At 32.5% G+C, this 23,239-nt stretch carries 27 protein-coding genes and 1 tRNA gene; 7 read left to right on the top strand and 21 right to left on the bottom strand.

Annotated features, from left to right (window positions below; genetic code table 11):
* Positions 1-34 precede the first annotated feature (34 nt).
* Together DZ68_RS0108905 and DZ68_RS0108900 are read right to left on the bottom strand one after the other, a co-directional pair.
* Positions 35-1,183, bottom strand: coding sequence for a cation:proton antiporter (locus DZ68_RS0108905; RefSeq protein ID WP_024788251.1), 1,149 nt, complete (start codon positions 1,181-1,183; stop codon positions 35-37).
* Positions 1,173-2,003, bottom strand: coding sequence for a biotin synthase (locus DZ68_RS0108900; RefSeq protein ID WP_024788250.1), 831 nt, complete (start codon positions 2,001-2,003; stop codon positions 1,173-1,175). Before DZ68_RS0108900 ends, DZ68_RS0108905 begins: the two co-directional genes overlap by 11 nt.
* 32 nt (positions 2,004-2,035) lie before the next feature.
* On the opposite strand from DZ68_RS0108900, the gene DZ68_RS0108895 reads away from it, so the two are divergent.
* A tRNA-Lys gene (locus DZ68_RS0108895) sits at positions 2,036-2,108 on the top strand.
* A 2-nt stretch (positions 2,109-2,110) separates the two neighbouring features.
* On the opposite strand, the gene DZ68_RS0108890 is transcribed toward DZ68_RS0108895, so the two are convergent.
* The 11 genes from DZ68_RS0108890 to DZ68_RS0108840 all read right to left on the bottom strand — a co-directional run bounded on the left by DZ68_RS0108890 (position 2,111) and on the right by DZ68_RS0108840 (position 10,967).
* Positions 2,111-2,497, bottom strand: coding sequence for a PIN domain-containing protein (locus DZ68_RS0108890; RefSeq protein WP_024788249.1), 387 nt, complete (start codon positions 2,495-2,497; stop codon positions 2,111-2,113).
* Positions 2,478-2,720 carry a ribbon-helix-helix protein, CopG family gene (locus DZ68_RS0108885; RefSeq protein WP_024788248.1) on the bottom strand — a complete coding sequence of 81 codons (243 nt, stop codon included), beginning with the start codon at positions 2,718-2,720 and terminating at the stop codon, positions 2,478-2,480. The genes DZ68_RS0108890 and DZ68_RS0108885 overlap by 20 nt, the downstream gene beginning before the upstream one ends.
* Positions 2,721-2,845: 125 nt before the next feature.
* Entirely contained in the window at positions 2,846-3,874 is a 1,029-nt protein-coding gene (locus DZ68_RS0108880; RefSeq protein WP_024788247.1) for a TIGR00341 family protein, read from the bottom strand.
* A gap of 26 nt (positions 3,875-3,900) precedes the next feature.
* On the bottom strand, positions 3,901-4,413 hold the full coding sequence (locus DZ68_RS0108875; protein ID WP_024788246.1) for a metallophosphoesterase: 513 nt from the start codon (positions 4,411-4,413) through the stop codon (positions 3,901-3,903).
* Positions 4,410-6,587 carry a type I DNA topoisomerase gene (topA, locus tag DZ68_RS0108870; protein ID WP_024788245.1) on the bottom strand — a complete coding sequence of 726 codons (2,178 nt, stop codon included), beginning with the start codon at positions 6,585-6,587 and terminating at the stop codon, positions 4,410-4,412. The genes DZ68_RS0108875 and topA overlap by 4 nt, the downstream gene beginning before the upstream one ends.
* A 51-nt stretch (positions 6,588-6,638) precedes the next feature.
* Complete coding sequence (locus DZ68_RS0108865; RefSeq protein WP_084021821.1) at positions 6,639-7,382, bottom strand: DUF996 domain-containing protein; 744 nt, start codon at positions 7,380-7,382, stop codon at positions 6,639-6,641.
* A 3-nt stretch (positions 7,383-7,385) separates the two neighbouring features.
* Complete coding sequence (locus DZ68_RS0108860) at positions 7,386-7,838, bottom strand: TM2 domain-containing protein (protein WP_024790330.1); 453 nt, start codon at positions 7,836-7,838, stop codon at positions 7,386-7,388.
* Positions 7,839-7,893: 55 nt separating this feature from the next.
* Positions 7,894-9,006 (bottom strand): carboxynorspermidine decarboxylase, encoded by a 1,113-nt coding sequence (nspC, locus tag DZ68_RS0108855; protein ID WP_024788242.1) that lies wholly within the window; start codon positions 9,004-9,006, stop codon positions 7,894-7,896.
* A gap of 11 nt (positions 9,007-9,017) precedes the next feature.
* Entirely contained in the window at positions 9,018-10,208 is a 1,191-nt protein-coding gene (locus DZ68_RS0108850; RefSeq protein WP_024788241.1) for a molybdopterin molybdotransferase MoeA, read from the bottom strand.
* 41 nt (positions 10,209-10,249) lie between these two features.
* On the bottom strand, positions 10,250-10,678 hold the full coding sequence (locus DZ68_RS0108845) for a molybdenum cofactor biosynthesis protein MoaE (protein WP_024788240.1): 429 nt from the start codon (positions 10,676-10,678) through the stop codon (positions 10,250-10,252).
* Between the two features lie 67 nt (positions 10,679-10,745).
* Positions 10,746-10,967, bottom strand: a complete 222-nt coding sequence (locus DZ68_RS0108840; protein WP_024788239.1) for a MoaD/ThiS family protein — start codon at positions 10,965-10,967, stop codon at positions 10,746-10,748.
* Between the two features lie 11 nt (positions 10,968-10,978).
* On the opposite strand from DZ68_RS0108840, the gene DZ68_RS0108835 reads away from it, so the two are divergent.
* Positions 10,979-11,638 carry an MqnA/MqnD/SBP family protein gene (locus DZ68_RS0108835; RefSeq protein WP_084021820.1) on the top strand — a complete coding sequence of 220 codons (660 nt, stop codon included), beginning with the start codon at positions 10,979-10,981 and terminating at the stop codon, positions 11,636-11,638.
* Entirely contained in the window at positions 11,607-11,918 is a 312-nt protein-coding gene (locus tag DZ68_RS0108830) for a cupin domain-containing protein (RefSeq protein ID WP_051428260.1), read from the top strand. Before DZ68_RS0108835 ends, DZ68_RS0108830 begins: the two co-directional genes overlap by 32 nt.
* A 179-nt stretch (positions 11,919-12,097) precedes the next feature.
* Here DZ68_RS0108830 and DZ68_RS0108825 read toward each other — a convergent pair whose 3' ends face one another.
* The 5 genes from DZ68_RS0108825 to leuC are packed head-to-tail and all read right to left on the bottom strand — an operon-like array spanning position 12,098 to position 17,122.
* Positions 12,098-12,487: a hypothetical protein gene (locus DZ68_RS0108825; protein WP_024788236.1), complete on the bottom strand. Its 390-nt coding sequence runs from the start codon at positions 12,485-12,487 to the stop codon at positions 12,098-12,100.
* Positions 12,459-13,430 (bottom strand): agmatine deiminase family protein, encoded by a 972-nt coding sequence (locus DZ68_RS0108820; protein ID WP_024788235.1) that lies wholly within the window; start codon positions 13,428-13,430, stop codon positions 12,459-12,461. The genes DZ68_RS0108825 and DZ68_RS0108820 overlap by 29 nt, the downstream gene beginning before the upstream one ends.
* Positions 13,427-15,016: an APC family permease gene (locus tag DZ68_RS0108815; RefSeq protein WP_024788234.1), complete on the bottom strand. Its 1,590-nt coding sequence runs from the start codon at positions 15,014-15,016 to the stop codon at positions 13,427-13,429. Before DZ68_RS0108815 ends, DZ68_RS0108820 begins: the two co-directional genes overlap by 4 nt.
* Complete coding sequence (locus DZ68_RS0108810) at positions 15,013-15,792, bottom strand: undecaprenyl-diphosphate phosphatase (RefSeq protein ID WP_024788233.1); 780 nt, start codon at positions 15,790-15,792, stop codon at positions 15,013-15,015. Before DZ68_RS0108810 ends, DZ68_RS0108815 begins: the two co-directional genes overlap by 4 nt.
* A gap of 52 nt (positions 15,793-15,844) precedes the next feature.
* Complete coding sequence (leuC, locus tag DZ68_RS0108805) at positions 15,845-17,122, bottom strand: 3-isopropylmalate dehydratase large subunit (protein WP_024791038.1); 1,278 nt, start codon at positions 17,120-17,122, stop codon at positions 15,845-15,847.
* A 61-nt stretch (positions 17,123-17,183) separates the two neighbouring features.
* Between leuC and DZ68_RS0108800 the strand changes: the two genes are divergently transcribed.
* The 4 genes from DZ68_RS0108800 to amrA all read left to right on the top strand — a co-directional run bounded on the left by DZ68_RS0108800 (position 17,184) and on the right by amrA (position 19,058).
* Entirely contained in the window at positions 17,184-17,393 is a 210-nt protein-coding gene (locus DZ68_RS0108800) for a DUF2905 domain-containing protein (protein ID WP_024788232.1), read from the top strand.
* Positions 17,390-17,860, top strand: a complete 471-nt coding sequence (gene thpR / locus DZ68_RS0108795) for an RNA 2',3'-cyclic phosphodiesterase (protein ID WP_024788231.1) — start codon at positions 17,390-17,392, stop codon at positions 17,858-17,860. The genes DZ68_RS0108800 and thpR overlap by 4 nt, the downstream gene beginning before the upstream one ends.
* A complete protein-coding gene (locus DZ68_RS0108790) occupies positions 17,838-18,116 on the top strand; it encodes an EscU/YscU/HrcU family type III secretion system export apparatus switch protein (protein ID WP_024788230.1) in 279 nt (92 codons plus the stop codon). Before thpR ends, DZ68_RS0108790 begins: the two co-directional genes overlap by 23 nt.
* Positions 18,117-18,488: 372 nt before the next feature.
* Positions 18,489-19,058 carry an AmmeMemoRadiSam system protein A gene (gene amrA / locus DZ68_RS0108785; RefSeq protein WP_024788229.1) on the top strand — a complete coding sequence of 190 codons (570 nt, stop codon included), beginning with the start codon at positions 18,489-18,491 and terminating at the stop codon, positions 19,056-19,058.
* 62 nt (positions 19,059-19,120) lie between these two features.
* On the opposite strand, the gene DZ68_RS0108780 is transcribed toward amrA, so the two are convergent.
* Genes DZ68_RS0108780 through ilvD form a run of 3 tightly spaced genes read right to left on the bottom strand, consistent with a single transcriptional unit; the run spans position 19,121 to position 23,198 of the window.
* Positions 19,121-19,957 carry a hypothetical protein gene (locus tag DZ68_RS0108780; protein WP_024788228.1) on the bottom strand — a complete coding sequence of 279 codons (837 nt, stop codon included), beginning with the start codon at positions 19,955-19,957 and terminating at the stop codon, positions 19,121-19,123.
* Complete coding sequence (locus DZ68_RS10545; protein ID WP_024791037.1) at positions 19,945-21,510, bottom strand: diguanylate cyclase; 1,566 nt, start codon at positions 21,508-21,510, stop codon at positions 19,945-19,947. The genes DZ68_RS0108780 and DZ68_RS10545 overlap by 13 nt, the downstream gene beginning before the upstream one ends.
* Complete coding sequence (gene ilvD, locus DZ68_RS0108770; protein WP_024791036.1) at positions 21,510-23,198, bottom strand: dihydroxy-acid dehydratase; 1,689 nt, start codon at positions 23,196-23,198, stop codon at positions 21,510-21,512. The genes DZ68_RS10545 and ilvD overlap by 1 nt, the downstream gene beginning before the upstream one ends.
* Positions 23,199-23,239: the final 41 nt, after the last annotated feature.

Raw genomic sequence — 23,239 nt, 5'->3', positions numbered from 1 at the left:
AAGTTAAGAACAATATCTTAATATTTTAAATTTTTCATTTTTCACTTTTAACTATTAATTTATTCAATATTTTAACTCCTACCATCACAACAATAACTTCAATTACAGCCGCAACAACCAAAACATTATACCAATAATCATTTATTGTATGATTCTGATGTGCAAGAGCGGCAACAGCAATCATTAGAGTAAGAGGCATGGAAAGGCTTATACCAAACAATATACTTTTTAAATTCAAAATACGGAAAAAAACAGATGAAGCAAAAATTCTTATTAAAATCATTAAAAGCACGATATAAAAACTGTCAATCAACATTTTTGAAGAAAGAAGTTTTATATCAAGACTTGAACCCACATGCACAAAAAATATTGGAATCAAAAAACCGAATCCAAAAGGCGCCAATTTGTGCTCAAGCGATTTATTATGCTCAAAAAACGTTTTCAAAAACACCCCTACCACAAAAGCCCCCAAAACCACATCAATACCTATTTTATACAAAAGAACAATTACTATAAAAAAGAGGCTAATTGCAATTCTCACATCCTGATGATATTTATCAATTCCCGGCATCAGATAAAATTTAATCTCGGGAAACCACCAAAAAAGTGTTCTCATTATAAAAAACAAAACCGCAAGGGAAATTAAAACTGCCATTAATATAGAAATATTTACAAAAAATCTGTATGTAAAGCCAAATTCAAAATAACTGCTAAGAAGTGTCAAAACAATAATAGAAACAACCTCGGCAATTACCCCTACTTTCATTGCAAGTTCAAGCCACTCTTTTTTGCCGATTTCCTGTTGCAAAGAGAGTATAAGCCCAACCGAAACCAGAGGAAAAACAACAATAAATATTTTACTGAATCCTAAGAAAAAAACGCTCAATAAACTAAGCAGATACATTAATATCAAAAATAAAACAGCATAGATAAATATCTTTTTTTCAAGTTTAAACATCTCTTTTAAGTTTATTTCCATCCCGGCAAGCAGCATTAAATATAAAAAACCTGTTTCAGAAAGTAAGCTAAAAATTTCATTTTCCCCAATTAATCCTATAAAACTGAAAATTGCTCCCAAAATAATTTCAACCGCCAAAATGGGAAAACGAAATATAGAACTTATAAAAGGTGAAATAAGAATAATTACTGCTAATGATAAAATCAAAATAAACTCAGCATGCATTTGCTATCTCTATATTTTCTTTTTTTAATATTTCTATATCCCTGTCGGGTCTCTCGCCTTTTGTTGTCAGATAATCCCCGATAACTATAGAGTTAGCACCTGCTTTTATTCCTTCAATCCAAGTCTCTTTAAATACAATTTCCCGGCCTCCCGCCATCATTACAATAGAATTTGGAAATTCGCTCCTTATTTTTTTAATTATATTAACTGCAAATTCTTTTGTGTGGGTTGCTTTTAGAGGCAGTTTTGGATTTTCTATAAAAAAGTTTATCGGTATTCCTTCAGGATTAAGTTTTTTTAGTGAATTAATAAGACTTATTCTATCCTCTTCACTTTCTCCCATTCCAAAAATTCCTCCGCAGCAAAGTCCAAGACCCACTGATTTTATATTTTCACATGTTTTAAATCTTTCATCCCAGCTGTGGGTTGAACAGATTTTAGGATAATATTCCTGACTTGTTTCAAGATTGTGGTTATAAATTTTTACACCGCAGTTTTTAAGTTCCTTTAATGCAACTTTGCTTGCAATTCCGTTGCATGCAATAATAGTTATATCCACTTCTTTGAGTATTGCCTTACTTGCCCTGCCTACATATTCAAGTGTTTTGTCATCAAGACCTTTCCCGCTTGTAACAAGACAAAATCCGCTTGCCCGGTTTTTTTTTGCAAGTTTTGCCTCATAAACAATAGTTTTAATACTTTTTTCCCTGTATCTGTTTATATTAGCACCCCATTTGACACTCTGGATACAAAACCTGCAGTCTTCCCTGCACGCCCCACTTCTAATATTTGATATAGCACATAAATATACCTTATCCATAAACCTTCTTTTTTGATATAATTATACCACACGACTCGTTAGCTCAACTGGCAGAGCATCGGACTCTTAATCCGAGGGTTGTGGGTTCGATTCCCACACGGGTCATTTTAAACTGAAATTATTTCAATATCCGAGGAATAAAATCCTTTATCATTTGTCGCTATATAATCAGATTTTACTTTTTTAGCCAAAATATATTGAATGGTGTCTTCAAAGTCTTTAAATTTTTTATCTTCATTCATTAAATCAATGGCTTGTTTGGCTTCTTTATTACCAAAAGGTATAATCTTAACTAATTTTAAAAGATTTTCAATAGCTTGTAATGGATTTTGAGTTTTAGAAGTTATATAATAAATTGTGGTTAAAATATCGCAACTGGTATAAAAATAATCTTCTAAATGAGTTCTAAAAAAGTCAACTGCTGCATTATGTTTTGCTCTTTTTGGATCAATAAAATCAATAAGAATATTTGCATCAATGAATATCTTTTTCACTTTTAACCTTTTGAATGGCTTTTAATTCTTTTATCCCTGTATCAACCGGATTGTTCATAAAATACTCTAATGCTTCTTTTTTATTTTTAAGTCTTTCATCTTCTAACTTTTGAAGATATTCTTTTAAAGCCTCCCTGATAAAAAAACTTTTTGATTTTTTAGTCTGCTTTACTATTGTTTCAAGTTTATTCTCTAATTCTTTATCAAGCCTAATACTTAGCATTATTACTCCTTGTATTATTGTATTACATTATTATAGCATATTATTAATATAATATTTCACTTTGCTTAAAGCCCAATTTTATAAAAACTAAATAATCAGAACAATTATAACAGTAGATACACGGGTCACTTTTTAAAATAATATATTTTATTCTCCTGAAACAGTCTTTTCTTTGCCAAAAATTTTTTTTCCGCAAAAATTGCAAATATTAAAATAAAAATTAAAATCATCCATAAAATAATAGCTTTTATTCTATGCTCTTTTGCTTTTTTTTCTTCCCACCATTTTCTCGGTTTAACACCCTGAAACAAAAATGTCAAAACACCGGCAAGATTTAAACTTGCAAAGTTTGCCAAAAAAAGTAAAAAACTCCCTGTTGCATATAAAAAATATCCGTTAGATATTAATAATCCCGTGTTAACCAAAGGGGGAAGCAGGGAAATTGCAACCATAACACCCACAAGTCCCATCATTTGACCTGTGGTAAACGCCAATGTTCCGGCAACCCCTGAAACAAAAGCAATAATCAAATCAGGATAATTTACAGCTATTCTGCTTTTTATTTCAAAATTGTCAACATCAATATTTAGAAAACACCCTATTGCAACCGATAAAAGCAGAGCAATAAAACAGCCGATCAAAAAAGCCGCAATTCCTTTTTTTTCAAGTTCCAAATCTCCTAAAACCGTGGCAAACGAAACGGCAATATTCGGAGAGAGCAAAGGGGCTATCACCATGGCGCCGATTATAATTGCCCCGCTGTTTTTATAAAGCCCAAATGCTGCAATTATTGTTGAAAGAACAATCATTGTTATAAAAATATAATTTATTTCAATCGATGAAACAATGGCATTGTAAAGCTCCGGAATACTTACTCTTATATGTTTGGTTTTTGAAATTTCCTGCTGGGGGAGCGGAAGGGTTGTTTTTACATCCATGCTGACAATTCTAAATCTCTCGTCTTTTGAAAATTTTCTTGAAAGCTTATCAATCAGTTTTTCGGATAATATCGCATCTACCAAAATTTGAAAAATAATTTTATCTTCAACAATTTCTTCACGCCAAAAATCGACAATATTTTCTTTTGAAAGCAAGGTTTGTATATCTTCTTTTTTTTCTTTTGGTAAAACAGCTTCAATTAATCTTAATTCCATAATTTTTCTTTTTATTAATTATAGCATTAAAAAATAAATTCTTTTTTCTTTTCTTTCCATTCACCATCATCAATTTTTCTGTAATAAAGAGTTACTATGTATTTATTTTCTTCAATATCCAGACTCATACATGTAGAAAATCCGTGGTCTCTTGCACAAACTTCACCCGGATTAAGAATCAAATTTTTACCGTTATAGCTTATATCCACATCATGCGTGTGTCCGTAAACAATTATATCGGTATCCAAAGGAAACATATATTTTGGATAATGCATTAATTTCCATGTTTTGTTTGCAAGTTTAAAATAATAAGGTTCAGTTACAAGATTATACTTATCAATTACACTGTATAAATGGTGGTCGTTATTACCAAGAACAGCCACATATCTGATTTTCTTTTCTAAATATTCCAAAACTTCGACTCTAACAATATCTCCCGCATGAAGCATAAATTCTATATTTTTGCTCAAAAGCAAATCTATTGCTTTTTTGGCCCTTCCCGGTTTTTTATGTGTATCTGAAATAATACCTATTTTCAAATATCTTTCCTTGTTTTGCATTTTATACATTCAAGTACTTCTTTTCCCCTGTATGTACGCTTGGCCATTAAATATCCGCATTCCGGACATTTTTCATTGGTGGGACGATATTTGGAAATAAATTTGCATTTCGGATAATTGCTGCAACCGTAAAACTCGCCTCTACGGGATTTTCTTTTTATTATATCCCCGCCACATTCCGGGCATTTTACATCTTCAAGAATTTCAGGAGGGTTAAGCGGTTTTGTGTTTTTACATTTCGGATAATTGCTGCATGCCAAAAACTCCCCGTTTTTTCCTTTTTTAATAACCATGTCGGCCCCGCATTTGTCACATTTGACATCGGCTTTTTTTACTTTTTCTTCTTTCAATGGCCTTGTATATTTACATTTCGGGTAGCTGCTGCAGGCTATAAACTCTCCGAATCTCCCTTTTCTGATAACAAGAGGCGCCCCGCATAAAGGGCATGTCTCATCAATTGGTTTTGCAATTTTTTGTGAGGGGATTTCTTTATATCCTTTATCAATCATATCCATAAAAGGTTTGTAAAATTCTTTTAACACTTCCTGCCAGTCTTTTTTGTTTTCCGCAATTTTATCAAGCATTTCTTCCATATTCGCAGTAAAATTCGCATCCACTATATTTGGAAAATGTTTTTCAAGCGTTTCAATAACATTAAAGGCAATTTCTGTAGGATAAAGTTTTTTATCTTTTACCTCAACATAATTTCTGTTTTGAAGCAAAGTGACGGTCGGGGCGTAAGTGGAAGGCCTTCCGATTCCAAGAGATTCGAGTTTTTTAATAAGACTTGCCTCCGTGTATCTTTCAGGCGGTTTTGTAAAATGCTGGGTTGCTTTTACATCATCCGGTTTTAATTTTTCGCCTTTACTGAATTCAGGTAATAATTCATCTGCGCTCGGTTTTCCGTAAACTTTATAAAATCCGTCAAAAATCAGTTTTTTACCGCTTATTTTAAATTCACCCAATTCATTGGAAATATAAATATTTTGAGTTTCATATTCGGCATCTTTCATCTGAGATGCCAAAAATCTGTTATAAATCAAAGTATATAATTTTAATTCATCTTTAGTTAAATAGTTTTTTAAATCCCCCGGAGTCAGTCTCACATCAACCGGTCTTATTGCTTCATGTGCTTCTTGGGCACCTGATGATTTAGTTTTGTATGTTTTAGCCTGGGCATAATTTTCACCTATATTTTCTTTTATAAATTTCACTGCCCCCTCCTTGGCTTCTTTTGCAATATTTAAACTGTCAGTTCTCATATAGGTGATAATACCAGTCTCGCCCACAGGGGTTTTAACACCTTCATAAAGTTTTTGCGCTATCTGCATTGTTCTTCTCGGGCCAAATCCCAGCTCGCTGCTTGCAACCTGCTGAAGTGTTGAAGTCATAAAAGGTGCTGGGGATTTTACTTTTGTTTTTTTCTTTTCTATTTTAGTTACTGTATATTCAAGAGGTTTTAATTCATTTACAATTTTTCCCGCTTCATCTTTTGTTTTTATATCAAATTTATCAAGTTTTTTGCCGTTATATTTAATTAAACTGCCGGCCTTGTTTTTAAAAACACCTTCTATACTCCAGTATTCCTGAGGAACAAACGCTTTGATTTCCCTTTCTCTGTCCACTATAAGTTTAAGAGCAGAACTTTGAACCCTGCCGGCGCTTAAACCTTTTTGAATTTTTTTATTAAGTAGGGGTGAGAGTTTATAACCCACAATTCGATCAAGAAGTCTTCTTGCCTGCTGGGCGTTTACTCTGTTAATATCAAGCTTTTTCGGTGTTTTTAACGCATTTTTTATAGCGGTTTTTGTAATTTCATGAAACACAATTCTAGGAAGTTCTTCCGGATTTTTGCCTATTACGTTTGCTATGTGAAACCCTATCGCCTCACCTTCTCTGTCTTCATCGGTAGCTATATAGATATTTTCTGATTTTTTTGCAAGTTCTTTCAGTTTTTTTGCAATATCCTGATGGTCTTTGGTAACGCGATACTGAGGAAAGAATTTATCATCTTCTATTTTTATACCAAATGAAGTTTTGGGCAAATCCCTTATATGCCCTTTACTCGCAACAACTTCATAATTTTTACCTAAAAAATTTTTAATTGTTTTTGCTTTTGCGGGAGATTCCACTATTATCAAATTCTTACTCAATACAGGCCTTTTTTAGCCGCAATTATATTTATGAAAAGAAAAAAAGTCAAATTAACTGTTTGAATTTAAAGAAAAAAATCCCACGGTAACAAAAATCCAGCCTATTAATATAATTATAAAACCAACAACTATTATTGTTAAAAAACTTCCGATAAAAATAAGATTTCCACCCGTTGAAAACATTTTTTCATTTGTTATTTTGCTTAAAGAATTAAAACATTTTTTAAAAAACAGCGAACTAACTATGCCCAAAATATATAACACAATTCCAATAATTGAGACAAAAACCAAAACGGAAGTCATTTCATCGGAAGAATTGTCGCTTCCGGCCATTATTGCAATAATAAAACCGAGTATCAAAAATAAAAACAGAAAAGAATTTACAAAATAAAGCACTGTTGCTATTATAAAATTTTTAAAAGCTTTTTCATCTTTTTTAAATTCGGAAAGCTGCTTGATTGCAATAGCCATCAGTATAAACCCGACCACACTCGCAAGCAAAGAAATAGCCGCCCCTATATGTGGAATGGGTGAAAAAAATCCGGCTATCAGCAGCAATACTCCCCCGCTGCCTCCAAATGTTTTAATATTTTCTTTTATTTTTTTATCCGGAGTTTCCAACAGATAAATTTTTAGTGCTTTTTCTTCATTTACTTCAAAATCCACAGTATCGTTTTTTTGCGGAGGGGTCTGTTCCTTCCACTCTTTTATTTCAAATTCGTATCTTTTGCCGTCATCTCCGCTTATTACACCTTTCCCCTCCTGAAGATTAAAATCTAACACTTTTCCTTTCATTTATTAAAACCAGCATCGTTTATTTTTAACATAAATTTCTTCAAAATCTTTATCGGATTTAAATATATATATTAATGATTCAATAAATGCGATTACCGCAATTACAAAAGAGGGAATTCCCGCTAAAAAAATACCCACAAGAAAAACAACCAGCATTATTATGCCTTCTTTATTGCATCCCAAATAAAACTTATGTATTCCAAAACCTCCTAAAAAGAAAGCCAACAAAAATGCGACTATTTTACTTTTTTCACCTGATGAAGGAGAATTTTCCAAATCATAATAAATTCCTACAGCCCTGCCTTCTTCATTTACTTCAAAATCCACAGTATCGTTTTTTTGCGGAGGGGTCTGTTCCTTCCACTCTTTTATTTCAAATTCATATCGTTTGCCGTCATCCCCGCTTATTACACCTTTTCCCTCCTGAAGATTAAAATCTAACACTTTTCCTTTCATCTCTTTCTCCTTTAATTTTTTATGACTTAAATTATATTAATTATTTATTAAAAAATCAACCGAGCCTATCCCTGAAATCCTCGTAATGAAATTCACGGGATACAAAAAACTCTCCATTTTTTCTTTTTATTACAATTGAAGGAAGTCTTACCCCGTTAAATGCGGTGTTTTTCACATAAGTATAAATCGCCATATCTTCAAAAATAACCCGTTCACCCACTTTAAGAGGCTCATCAAAACTGTAATCCCCTATAACATCACCGGCTAAGCATGTAACTCCACCAAACCTGTAAGTATATTTTTTCTCACCCGGTTTTCCAGCGCCTCTAACTTCCGGGCGGTAAGGCATCGCTAAGACATCAGGCATATGGGCTTCCGCCGACGTGTCAAGAATTGCTATTTTCATTCCGTTATCAATTATATCAAGCACCTCTGTTTCAAGATATCCTGCATTTAGCCCTACCGCTTCGCCCGGTTCGAGATAAACATCTTTGATATTAGGATAACGGTTTTTAAATTCCTTAATTAATTTTATTAAATTTTCAACATTATAATCTTTTCTTGTAATATGATGACCTCCACCGAAATTTACCCATTCCATATCTTTAATGTATTCACCGAAATTTTTCTCAAACCCTTCAAGAGTTTTCTCCAAAGCGGTGTCTAACTGCTCGCAGAGAGCATGAAAATGCAGACCGCTTATATTTTTTAATTTATTTGCTTTAAAATTTTCTTTTGTAATTCCAAGACGGCTAAAAGGGGCACAAGGGTCGTAAAGCGCCACAGGGGCGCTTGAAACACCGGGATTTATCCTAAGCCCTATTAAAGCTTTATCCTTAACCCTGTTTTCAAATCTTTCAAGCTGATTAAATGAATTAAAAACAACTGTATGGGAAATATCGGCTATTTCATCTATTTCATCTTCTTTATATGCTGGTGAGTAGGTATGAACTTCCCAGGGTTTCATATTCCCAAGCTTTGCTTCCCAAAGACCGCTCGCGGTAGCTCCGCTTAAATATTTTTCCAATAAATCAAATGTAGACCATGCGGCATATCCTTTAAGAGCCACAAGTATTTTACAATTTGCCTGTTTTTGTACATATTCAAGTATTTTTAAATTGTTTTCTAATTTTTCTTCTTCTATTATATAAGCCGGAGTTTTTATCATTTAAATCCTTTTTAATAAAATTTAATAATTCTAACTTCGCTTCCCGCTTTTAATTCATAAAGCCCCTCATCAAGCCACATCAGGGCCTTTGTTGTTATAAGATTGGTCAAAATGGCACTGCTGCCGCTTTTTTTACCTCTAACATCTACAACATATTTACCATTTTCAAAAGATAAATTCACAGCAACAAACTGTGTTTTTTTAAAAACCTTTTTAAAATCATCCCTTAGAGTTGCACTTAAGAATTCAACAGATTTTTTATTTTCAAAACTGTCGGCAATAGGCGCCACATACAAAAGAAACGTAACAAACGAACTGTATGGAAATCCCGGAAGCGAAACTATATATTTACTGCCGGCCCTTGCCACCATAATCCACTGGCCGGGCTTTATATTGACCCCGTGAAACAAAACATCAAATTCACCCGTAACTTCTTTTACAAAATCAAAATCCCCCACACTGACACCCCCCGTGGTAACAACAATATCACTTGAATCAAGCGCATTTAAAATTTTTTCTTTTATTTCATTTTTTTTATCCCCAGCAATTCCCAAATTATGAGAATCATACCCCAAACTTCGTGCAAGAGCATTCAGGGTATAATTATTGGAGCTTCTGATTTGCCCGAGCCTTACTTCATCATTAATATCTGCAATTTCCTCCCCGGTGGCAATAATTGAAACAACAGGTTTTCTTACCACATATACGCTGCTTATTCCAAGACTTGCCAAAACGCCAATTTCTCCGGCTTTAATTACTGTTCCTTTTTTTATTAAAACTTCACCTTTTCTAAAATCCTCCCCCACAGGTCTAACCGAATATCCTTTTTCTACTTTTTCTTTTACTATTAATTTATCTCCCTTGACCTCAACATTTTCAATAGGCACTAACGTATCGCTACCTTCCGGCATAAAAGAACCTGTAAATGTTTTAACGGCTTCACCGTTACTTATTTTATTAAATTCAAAACTTCCGGCAGGGTTTCGTCCTATTATTTTTATTTCTTTTTCTATATCCTCATATCTGATTGCATACCCGTCCATAGAGGCGGTCGGCATATAAGGATTGTCATATTTTGCGGCAATATCTTCGGCTAAAATTCTATTCAGGGCATTATCCAAAAAAACTTTTTCAGAATCTTTAGTTTTTGGCAAATTCTCTTTTAAAATTTTTTGTGATTCTTCAAAACTTATATGTGCCATTTATTCTCCTTAACTTTAAACTTTTCATTTTTAACTTTTAACTATCTAAGTATCCCAGCCTGTGGCAGTGGTTTTGCCCTATCGCTTGCAAAAATTCTTTTACCGTTAATTAAATCGTATTTCCAAATAGGTGCGTTTGCTTTAAAATCTTCTACAAATTCTTCTAAATATTTAAAACCCTCGCGCCTGTGTTTTGTAAAAACCGCACACAAAAAGCTTGTTTCCCCTACCATAACATCACCAAAACTGTGGGCCATCATTATTTTCGCATCTTCTAGATTATTCCATTTTTTAAACCACTGATTCAGCATAGGAAGATATAAATCAAAACTAAGCCCATCAATCCCTTTATCGGGTCTGACTATGCCGATAAACGGAATCATTGCGCCAAAACCTTCCAATTTAAAATTCTCATACCATCTCTCAACCGTTTCAATTACGGGAACACCGCCGTTAAAAACCTCGACCATTATATTCCTTTCATTTTTCACTTTACTTAATTTTGCATTCTCCACTCACTACTCACCACTCACTATTTCACCCACCGCAAACAGGAGGTAAAATAGATATTTTATCTCCGTCTTTTAATTCTATTTCAAGCGTATTAATCAATTTATCATTTAAGGCTACAGCCGAATTTTCAAGCCATTTTTTTAAATTTTCGTCTTTATTCAAAATTTCTCTTAATTCTTTTAAACTCTTAACTTCCACTTCTATGGCTTTTTTGTTAATTGGTCCTAAAAATTCTACTTTTACCATTTGATTCCTTTATGTTAAAATTCCAAAAAAAGGTCAATATGAAAATCGGTCATATCAATTATTTAAATCTTTTACCATTTTACCAATTTTTGAAAAAAAAGAATATCCCTATAATAAAAGGTGTACCTTCAAAGATAAATAAATTATATAAAAAAAGAATTATTGATGCGGCTTTTATATCTTCAGTCAAAGCAAAAAACGAACAATGTTTTAATGCAGGTATTGCTGTAAAAAGAAAAGTAAAAACCGTACTTTTGTGTCCTGGTGAAGGGTTTGATACAGAAAGCGATACATCCAATATGTTAAAAAATATTTTAAATTTAAAAGGGCAGGTTGTAATAGGGGATAAAGCATTCAGGCAGAAAAACTGTATCGATTTGGCAGAAGTATGGCATAAAAAATATAAACTGCCTTTTGTATTTGCCTGCTTTTGTGCAAACAAAAACCATAAAAAATACGAAAAACTGATAAACGAATTTTTAAGAAAAAAACAAAAAATTCCTTATTTAACTTTAAAAAAATATGCTGATAAGCTTGGTATTTCAACAAAAGAGGCAAAAGATTATTTAGAAACAATTATTTATTACCACCTTGGCTGGAGAGAAAAAAAAGCACTGAAATTATTTTGGAGAAAATCTGATGAATATTTACGAAATAGAAAAATTACCTGAAATTGACCGCGAAATATTTAAAACTCTACTTAAACACAAAAACATAGAAATTAAAAAAATTATTTCAAACACCCTAAAAACTCCCCAGACTTTTACCCAAAAAGAGGATGAATTTGTGGTTTTACTAAAAGGATGTGCCAAAATAGAAATAAACGGAGTTGTTAAAAAGCTAAAAAACGGAGATTGCCTATTTATTCCTGCGAACACTCCACATACTCTTTTAAAAACAAAAAAAATTGCCATCTGGCTTGCTATTCATATATATAATACTTTTAAATAACGAAAAAGTAAAAATATTACAGCGTTGCGGAATTTAACGAAAATTTTGCGTTAAAAAATTGCATTTAACCCGTAAGGGCTGCGTAGCTGTTTGCAATTTTTAGCAAAATTTGAATGGTGCGTTAGCAAAATGAAGCATTGAGCTGTAATATTTTTATCTTTGTAGTTTTTTACTAACTATTAGTTTTTAAGTTTTTCAATAGCCTCGCTCAAATCGCTAAGAGGTTGTAATTCTCCATTTTCCACTATATACCACTCTCTTTTATCAAACTTACCACCCTCTTCAAGCCTGCATTCAATTACATCGCCTTCATTAAGCTCAACATCCCACGAAGTTTTGTAATATTTTTTCTTTTTACACCATTCTTTCCCGTTATCGTTAAAAAATTCCCTCTCAACCCGCTCATCCGCCATATAAAGTTTTGCAATGTAAGCCGGACCGTGTTTTAAAGGGTTAAAACATTTGGGAGTTTTAAAAGAAAACCAATTTGTTTTTCTTTTTTTAATCTCAGCTTTTACATCTTCTAAAAGTTCTTTTAGCTCATCTAATGATAATTTGCTCAGGTTCATTAAAATACTCTTTACTTATACAGTGAACACTTCCATGCTGTCTGATTAACATATTTGCATTTATCGGAACAATTTCCCTGTCCGGAAAAATTTTGCAAAACAAATCATAAACATATTTATCTTTTTCATCTTCATAAACAGGAAGCAAAACCGCATTGTTTATTATTAAAAAATTGGCATACGTTGCAGGAAGCCTTTCACCTTCATATATTTTAGGGGAAGGCAGAGGCAGAGGGATTAAATTAAACTTTGTTTTTTTAAGCTCTTTTTCCATTTTCTTAAGTTCATTATAGTGAATATCATTTTTATCTTCACATAAAGAGTAAACTATTGTATCTTTATTTATAAATCTTGCAAGTGTATCAACATGAGAATCTGTATCATCCCCTTCCAAAGATCCGTGATTTAGCCAAATAACTTCTTTTACAAAAAGTTCACTCTTTAAAAAATTTTCAATCTCAGTTTTACTCATCGGATAATTTCTGTTTTCTTCAAGCAGACACTTAGACGTGGTAAGTAAAACTTCTCCGTTTGTATCAATACTTCCGCCCTCTAAAACAAAATTATAACTTTTGTGTAACTTAAAAATTTTTCTATTAATTACATTATCATAATTACTTGGAAATTTTAACCCCCATCCGTTAAATTTAAAATCAAGAAGTTTAATTTCATTATCTATTTTTATACTTATAGCTCCAAAATCTCTTGCCCATGTATCATTGTTTTGAATTTTTTTAAAAATAAAATTTTTATGTTTTAAATGTTTTATTGTATTTTCATCCTGATAGCAGATTAACACCTTTTGAAACTGAGCAATTGCATACGCAATTTCAGTGAAAGTTTCTATTGCTTCATTTAAACAGCAAACCCAGTCTGTATTTTTATGTGGAAAAACAAGCTGGATAAAGCTTTGTTTTTCCCATTCAGGCAACAGATAATTCATAGTTTTTTATTTTCTTTTGGAAGTTGATTTTTTTGAGATTTATTTAAAACTTTAATATTAAAGGGACTATATGTCGGTAAATTCAAATCTTTTTCTATTTTTTCCACGGCACTGTTTATTTTTTCCTTATTTTTGTCTGAAAAGATATAAAAATTTACATGTCCCACTTTTAATTTATCATGTGAGAAATATTTACCCACAAGATAAACTTCAGAATCAGAAACACTGTTTTTAACGGCGGATGAAATTTTATCTATATATTTTTCAGCATCTTTTAACAAATCTTCTCTTTCTTTAAGTTTTACATCAACAGTTTCTTTAAGCCTCACGTCTGTAAAAAACCTGTAAGCGACCTCAAACAAAAAAGTAAGCACCAACACTACAAAGGATGAAGCAAGGGAATTAGGATTTGTTTTTAAATTATAAGATATTAAAGTAATGATAGAAACTAAACAAAGTAAAAATCCAGCCAACGGTATAAAAGGATTAGAATCTGTGTATTTTGAAAGTTTAAAATTGGCAAGATTAACAAAAGAAAATATTATTAAAAAGCCTAAACTTCCTGCAATTGAAATATTTTCCAGATTAAATGTAAGTGCAAAAACAATGGTAAGAACAGCTAAGATTAAAAGACCCTCGGTTCCGTGTTTCCAGATATTTTTAGTTAAATTTTTTGGAAGTTCCCCAAATTTGGCTATCAGATAACTGACCCTGGCACTCCCGTATAATGTGGCGTTAATAGCGGAAGAAGTGGATAGAAGTGCGGCAATTCCTATTAATATAAATCCCGCTTTTCCCAAAAAAGGTTTGGCCGCCACAGCCAAGACATAATCCTGGTATTTTTGAACATCTTCGTAAGATACATTTGCAACCGTTACAATACTGACTAAAACGTAAATAAAAATAGTTGTAGACACAGCTGCGTAAAAGGCTTTTGGAAGTGTTTTTTCAGGATCTTCCACATCCTGGGCTGTATTTGCGATAAGTTCAAACCCCTCATAAGCTAAAAATATTATAAGACCGCCTGTCATTAAATTTAATAAACTCTCCCAATGAGAAGGCGAAAGTTTACTAAAATCCCCTGTAAAAAATCCCAACACAGAAAATATAAGAAGTATTCCAACTTTTACAAAAACCATTACATCTTCGGCTTTCCCGCTCACATATGCACCAAAAAAATTAATTATGGTAAAAAATGAAATTACTATAACTATAAATATTTTTTTGGCCAAATCCATTTCACCGCCTAAAAACAAAGCAGATGCATAACTGCCAAAAGCATAAGAATAAAGTGCAAGCATTATTATATAAGAAGCAAGTAAAAGAGTATTTAAATAACCTGTAAACAGATTATTTTTAAAAGCCCTCACCAAGAATTCAACCGTTCCGCCTTCTGATGGGTATCTGACAGAAAGCTTGGCATATGAATAAGAAGTAATTAGGGCTATAATGCCCGCAAAAATAAAAGAAACAGGTGCCCCGCCTTTTGCCAAAAGGATTGTAAGTCCCAAAACGGCAAAAATACCGCCTCCTATCATACCGCCGATACCTATGGAATAAGCTTCCCAAAATCCTATTTTTTTCATGCAATATATCCTATATGAATCAAATAAAGTAAAGCCAATCCAAAAATAATCCTATAAACTCCAAAAGGTATAAGCGTATATTTTTCAACAAATTTTAAAAACCATTTAACGGCAATATGAGCTGAAATAAAACTTACAATAAATCCAACGGCTAAAATAAGGCCGTTTTGGTCTTTGAAATTGTGGATATTTTTTACAAACTCATACCCGCTTGCCGCAAACATTGTCGGAATTGCAAGCAAAAAACTAAAATCAGCAGCCGTTTTTCTTGTAAGTCCCCCAAGCATTCCGCCTACGATGGTAGCACCGCTTCTACTGGTGCCAGGAATTAAGGCAAAAACTTGAAAAACACCTATTATAAATGCCTGTTTGAAATTTACTTTTTCAACCTCATTTATTTTATTTTCTTCGTTATAAAGTTTTTCAACTATAAAAAAGACAATCCCGCCTATTATAAACATCCAGGCGGCAGTTGTGACAGTAAAAAGCTCTTTTATCTGATGCCTGAGTATAAATCCGACAACGGCAAGAGGCAAAAATGCCAAAATTACCTTTTTCCAGAGTTCGAATTCTTTAAAATTAATTTTATTTAGATAAATCATAACAATTGCAAGAGTAGCACCAAGCTGAATGATAACCTCAAAAGCCACATTGCTAACAGTCTGTTTTAAACCAAGAAGAGTGGAAACTATAATCATATGAGCAGTAGAAGAAATTGGTAAAAATTCTGTAATCCCCTCTACTATCCCTAACACAACACTATCAATTATATTCATTAATTCTCCTTATTTCATAATGCACAACTCACAACTCACTACTCACCACTCACTATATATTCCTTGGGTCTGCAATTTTTCCTGCAATTGCACTTGCCGCCGCTACCGCTGAATTGCTAAGATACACTTCACTTTCCCTGCTTCCCATTCTTCCTCGGAAATTTCTGTTTGTAGTGGCAACAGCCCTTTCTCCGTCTCCCAAAATCCCCATATATCCGCCAAGACAAGCTCCGCAGGTAGGATTGGCGACAACAGCGCCCGCATCTATTAACGTATCGAGAATTCCTTCATGCTCAGCCTGTTTGTAAATTCTCTGGGTTGCAGGAGTTACTATTAACCTAACTCTTTTATGAACTTTTTTTCCTTTTAGAATGTTTGCCGCAGTTCTAAGGTCGCTTAAAGTTCCGTTTGTACAGCTTCCTATATATACCTGGTCAATTTCAATATCATCTTTTACCGCCTTACTTATCGGTTTTCCATTACTCGGCAGGAATGGATAGGCAACAAGCGGTTCAAGTTTGCTAACATCTATTTCAATTATTTTTGAATATTTAGCATCAAGGTCTGAGTAGTGGATTTTCGGCTCAGACCTCAATGGATTAAATTTTTTTACTTCTTCTAAAAAAGCCTCAGTTATTTTATCATAAGCAATAATTCCGTTTTTTGCCCCGGCTTCTATTGCCATATTACACAAACTCATCCTGTCATCCATCGGCAATTCTTCTATTACTTCGCCTGTAAATTCAAGAGCTTTATATAACGCCCCGGCAACTCCTATTCTTCTGATTAACTCAAGTATCAAATCTTTTCCATAAACGTGCTCACCTCTTTTGCCTGTAAAAACAACTTTTATACTTTCAGGCACTTTAAACCAGCTTTTTCCTGTAATCATACAAAATGCAATATCGGTACTTCCCATTCCAGTTGAAAATGCTCCTAAAGCTCCGTGAGTACAGGTATGAGAATCAGCTCCGATTATTATGTCTCCTGGAATTACAAGTCCTTTTTCAGGTAATAATCTGTGTTCAATTCCCATATCTTTTTCATCAAAAAAGTTTTTTAAATTATGCTCATACGCAAAATCCCTGTTTATTTTTGCCTGATTTGCACTTGCTATATCTTTTGGAGGGATAAAATGATCAAGTACTATTGCAAAATTATCCGGTTTTGCCAGTTTTTTAGCCCCGCTTTCTTTAAAAGCTTTAATTGAAATTGGGGTGGTAATATCGTTTCCTATTGTCATATCAACATCACACATTATAATTTCACCAGGTTTAACAACTCTACCTATGTGTTCAGCAAATATTTTTTCAGTAATTGTCATAGGCATAAAAATCCTTTTTTTATTGGAATTATATCAATTTGCTATAATAATAACAAAAAGGCTTTTTATGGCAAAAATATTTATTTTTATTGGAGTGATTTTTATAGTTATAGGCCTTATTTTATATTTTTTTAAAGATTTTCCGCTGTTTCATCTGCCGGGTGATATTGTAATTCAAAAAGAAAATTTTAGTTTTTATTTTCCTATAACTTCTTCAATTATTATTTCAATTGTTTTAAGTGCTGTTTTTTATATCATATCAAGGTTTATGCATTGAGACTGTTTATTGCAACACCTGTTAATCTGCCGGTTTATCAGACTATTAAAAACGATTTTAAAGATGTGATTGATGGCAAATGGGTGGAAGGTTGGAATTTACATTTAACTCATAAATTTATAGGGGAAGACGAACCGGAGAAATATAAAATTAAATTGAAAATGCAAAATGGAAAATGGAAAATTAATGGGATAAATCTATTAAAAAATAAAATTTTATATTTGCAAGTTGAAGGAAATGATTCAATAAACAGAGAAATAAATAAAAAATTTAATCTAAAAAACGATAAACCCTTTTTAGCTCACATTACACTTTGCAGAATTAAAAACATAAAAGATAAAGATAAATTAAAAGAAAAAATACAAAAATGGCAACATATTAATTTTGAATTTCCGCTTGAAGTATACCTTTACAAATCAACTTTAACAAAAAAAGGCCCTATATATGAAAAAATTTACAAATACTAAAGCGGTAGCTCTTAAATATAAAGCTTATGAGCAAAACGCTCCAAAAGTTATTGCAAAAGGAAAAGGCAAAATTGCACAAAAAATCATTCAAAAAGCCAAAGAATTTGATGTGCCTCTTTTTCAAAATGAAGAACTTGCCGATATGCTTTTAAATATTGAAGTAGGAGAGGAAATACCTCCAAAAATGTATGAAGCTGTCGTGGAAGTTTTTATATGGCTTTATAAACTTGAAGAAAGGGCACAGCTTAGTAAATAAAAAAGTTCCAAGTGCCGAGTAAACAAGTTCCAAGTGGCCAAGTTTTAAGTGAAAGACACTGACTAAATAATGAAAAAGTAAAAATATGACAGCGTAGCGGAATTTAGCGAAAATTTTGCGTTTAAAAAATTGCACCGAACCCTTAGGGCCTGCGTAGCTGTTTGCAATTTTTAGCAAAATTTGAGCGGTGCGTTAGCAAAATGAAGCTCTGAAGCTGTCATATTTTTATCTTTGTAGTTATCCTTGTATATTTTACCATTTAGTCAGTACCTAAGTGAAAAGTTAAAAATAAGCTTTGCTCATCTGGCTGATAAAAAAGCGGCCACGATGAAAAGTGTAGAATTTTGGTAAAATAATAAAAAAGGAGGGGAAATGGAAGATTTAAAAATTTTATCAAAAATTGCAAGACTTTCAATTTTAGAAGAATTTGAAGGCAAAAAATTAATTGATAGAGACGAATGGTTAAAAAAATATCCTTTTTTGGCTGAAAAAAGAGCCTGTTTTGTAACTTTAAAAAAGAAAAACCTGCCAAGAGGCTCTAACCTTAGAGGTTGTATCGGTTCAATTTTACCACACAGACCGTTAATAGATGATGTAATTGAAAATGCAAAATCAGCAGCTTTTGGCGACCCAAGATTTGAACCATTAAGAGAGGAAGAATTCGATGAGATTGAAATAGAAGTAAGCGTACTTACTATCCCGGAAAAACTTGAATATGAAGATGTAAACGATTTAAGAAATAAAATCAGACCGGGCGTTGACGGAGTAATTTTACAGCTTGCAAACAATCAGGCGACATTCCTGCCAAGCGTATGGGAAGAGCTTCCAAATTTTGATCTGTTTTTTGCACATCTTTGCTTAAAAGCGGGACTTCCGGGAGACTGTTTACAATACCATCCGGTAATTTATACCTATCAGGCAATAGAAGTTAAAGAGGATTAATTTTTCTTCTTTTTTGCAGACAGAAGATAAAACACAAAAATAATAGAAAATTTTTTTAAAAATCAAAAATTAGATTTGTTATATAGTTTTACAACTAAAAAAGAGATAATTATTGCCAAAATCAGCCTGATAGAAATCAATATCCATATGCTTGCCCCAAAAATGGCAAAAAGGGCGGTATCTTCAATAACCGAATGACATATCATTAAAAAAGTTCCGATAAACAGTATATCTTTTTTTGAGAGTTTTTCTTTTTCTTTAATCAATATTCCTGCCCCGTAAGTTATTCCGAGAATCAAACCTGTTACAATTGAAAAATGTGAACTTATATTTTTATCTTTAAAAAATTTAGCTTTTATAAAATCCATAAAGATTATGATAACTGAGATTAAAACAATAATTTTTAATGCAAGTATTGAAGCATTATAAACAGAATGCAAAAGCATATCAAAAAAACTGTTATAGTGGCTTATTTCAATATTTTTTGAAACTGCCCCCCCGCTGAAATTAAAATTAAACAGTTTAAAAATATAAACAGCCAAGGTCGCAACGCTTATTCTTAAAACTGTAGAATACAAAACAGAAATACCAAGTTTTTTCATTATTGCATTTTCCACAGGCAAAGCATGCGCTATTCCCATAAAAAGCCCAAGGGCAGTCCATTCGTATGGGTTAAGATTTAAAGGTGCGGCAAATGCAATCCCGGCATAAATATTAAAAAGCATCCCAGCAGCCAAACTCAAAGCAAGCTTATCATCGAAGCCCAAAATAAACGTAAAAGGTTTAAACAAAAAAGACATATGTTCTAAAACATGAAAATAGATTAAAACATCAGCCAAAATATAAAAAGGAATAACAAGTTTTATTATAACTAAAGCTGTTTTTATTATACTTCCCACCTGTTTTTACCGTTTCTTTTTGCTATATACAGTTTTTCATCCGCCCGTTTTATCGTATCAAACAAATTGTTGTCAGTTTCGTAATTTAATTCGCTTATTCCAATGGAAACGCTGACACTTATCTCTTTTTCGTCATTTATTTTTATTTTTTCCTCTTCTATGGCTTTTCTTAATTTTTCAGCGATTTTTATAGCTTCTTTTAATTTTACATCTTCTAAAATAATTACAAACTCTTCCCCTCCGTAACGTATAAAAATATCATCTTTTCTTAAAATCCCTCTTACAATTTCTCCTATTTCACTTAAAACCATATCTCCTACATCATGTCCGTATGTATCGTTTACTTTTTTAAAATCGTCTATATCAAACATTAATACTGAAACCTGTTTTTTTAAAGTTTTGTATTTCAAAAATAATTCATGTTCTTTTTCTTCCAAAAATCTTCTGTTGAATGCACCGGTTAAAACATCAATATAAGCTTTATTGTAATATTCTTCGTTTTTTGAGCGTAAAATATTTATAAATGCTTTTATTTCCTTTGCAGCGTCTATTATAGCTTTTTGATGAGCGTTAATTTCATTTTTTACCTCAAAAGTTTTAGGAAGTTTGTCAAACTCCTGATTTTTTAACAACTTTACATAAATATCTGTTTTATTAAGCTCTTTTATAACATAATTTAACATTCTAAAATAAAAAAACCATCCCATAAGCAGTATTAATACAAATATAAAAACATAACCTAAAATATGTACAACAATATCTTTAAACATTATTTCATTTCTATCGGCTAAAATTATTTTTCCCAGTTCGTTTCCAAAATAATCTTTTAAATCAATTTTGGTAATAAAATATCTATTCTTTTCTATTTTATCCCCCAACAGTCTATATTTATTTTCAATTAAAGGGCATTTTTTATAACTTTTATAAAATTTCGGCATTAAAGAAAATTTAAGCAGTTTGTCATTTAAAAGAATAGATATTTTTTTAACCCCCAAAAGTTTAAATCTGTTTATTAAAAAATCTATATTTTGAGCGAAAGAAACGCTGCCAACAATTTTTGAATCAACCTCTATTGGAAAGACGGCCCTAAATCCCGGATATTTTGCACAAATATAATAAAATACATCAGGTTTTTTTGCAGTTTCTATATTTAAAATATCAAGTCTTTTTTTTGAGACATCAAACATTTTTGTATTGTCGTTTGGAAAATCCAAAAAATTAACAGCGGGATATTTAAAAAAATGAAGTTCCTCAATAAGATTTTTTTTATGCATAATATTAAAAAGCGACAAAAATTCATTATAAATTAAATTAGGATTATTTTCTTTATATGCTTTTTTAACCAAAGGATAATTGGCAAAATATTTGGCAATTGAAAACAAATAGTCTCTGTTTTCTTTTATTATTAGATTATATTCTTTTATCCTTTTTTGATGAATTCCCTCATTCATTTTGGCTTTTGCATAATTTATAGAATCAAAAACAATAAAAAAAAGCAGTATTATACTTGTAAGAAAAACAAAAGAAGAGAAAATAAAAAAATATTTTTTCACTAATCCGCTTTAAGTATCGCCCCGTTAGCAGCGTTTGTAACAAGGGCACGGTATTCCCTTAACCATTTTCCTGGCACCTCTTTTTTAATAGGGGTAAATTCTTTTTTTCTTTTTTCAATTTCTTCATCGCTTAATTTTACATTTATAGAAAAATTATCGGCATCAATTTCTATAATATCCCCGTCTTTCAAAAGTCCAATCATTCCGCCCTCGGCCGCTTCAGGACTTACATGCCCGACGCTTAATCCTCTTGTGGCACCTGAAAATCTCCCATCAGTTATAAGGGCAACTTTGTCTCCAAGCCCCATACCCATAATTAAACTGGTAGGTGCCAGCATTTCCTGCATTCCAGGTCCGCCTTTTGGTCCTTCGTATCTGATTACGACAACATCTCCTTCTTTTACTTTTCCACCTGTAATTCCGTCAATTGCCTCCTGTTGGGAATTAAAGCATACCGCACGACCAGTAAATTTTCTACTTCCGACAATTCCGGCTGTTTTAATAACACATCCTTCTTCAGCCAAATTACCGAATAAAACGGCAAGCCCGCCCACTTTACTAAACGGTTTTTCAACAGGTTTAATTATAGAATAATCAAGCACTTTAGCATCTTTAATTCTATCGGCAACACTTCCGCCTTCAATTACAGGATTATCAGTGTAAAGTATTACATCGCTTCTTTTTGAAATTTCTTTCATAACCGCACTGATCCCGCCGGCTTTATTAATATCTTCCATATGAACTGTCTGAAGTGAAGGGGAAATTTTTGCAATATGGCTTACATGTCTTGCAATTTCATTAATTTTAGCCAAATCAAAATCAACCCCGGCTTCTTTTGCAATAGCCATCATATGTAAAACCGTATTTGTACTTCCACCCATCGCCATATCCACAACAAACGCATTATGAACCGCTTTTTCATTGATAATATTTTTTATTCTATACTGTTCATAAAGTTTTTCGTCTTTTGCAATTTCGCAGATTCTTCTGGCCGCAAGTCTTAGAAGCTCTTCCCTCTCAGATGTAAGCGCAGGAACGGTTCCATTTCCTTTAAGGGCAAGTCCCATAGCTTCTATTAATGTATTCATAGAGTTGGCTGTAAACATACCAGAACAGCTTCCTCCCCCCGGACATGCATTACATTCTAATTCGTATAAAGTATTCTCATCAATTTCACCTTTTTCAAATTTACCAAGACCTTCAAATACTGTAGCAAGGTCAATCGGAGTTCCGTCTTTCATATGTCCAGCTCTCATAGGTCCGCCTGTCACTACAATAGTAGGCACATTTACCCTGAGTGCCCCCATAACCATTCCCGGAGTTATTTTATCACAGTTTGGAATACAGATAAGCGCATCAAATTTATGAGCATTCATCATGGTTTCTACTGAATTTGCAATAAGCTCACGGCTTGGCAGAGAATAAAGCATACCGTCGTGCCCCATTGCAATACCGTCGTCTACACCGATTGTATTAAATTCAAAAGGCACACATCCGTTTTTTCTAATTTCATCTTTTACAATTTCCGCATATTTATTTAAAAAAAAGTGCCCTGGAACTACTTCTATAAAAGAGTTTGCAACGGCAATAAAAGGTTTTTCAAAATCTTCATCTTTAAGTCCTGTAGCTCTGAATAAACTTCTGTGAGGAGCTCTGTGCCATCCTTTTTTTACTTCATCACTTCTCATTTTATGTCCTTTTTTTCCTTGTATTTTAACACTTTAAGCTA

It is taken from the genome of Lebetimonas sp. JS085, assembly GCF_000523295.1.
Taxonomy (GTDB): domain Bacteria; phylum Campylobacterota; class Campylobacteria; order Campylobacterales; family Nautiliaceae; genus Lebetimonas.
This window is presented reverse-complemented; position numbering and strand designations above follow the sequence as displayed.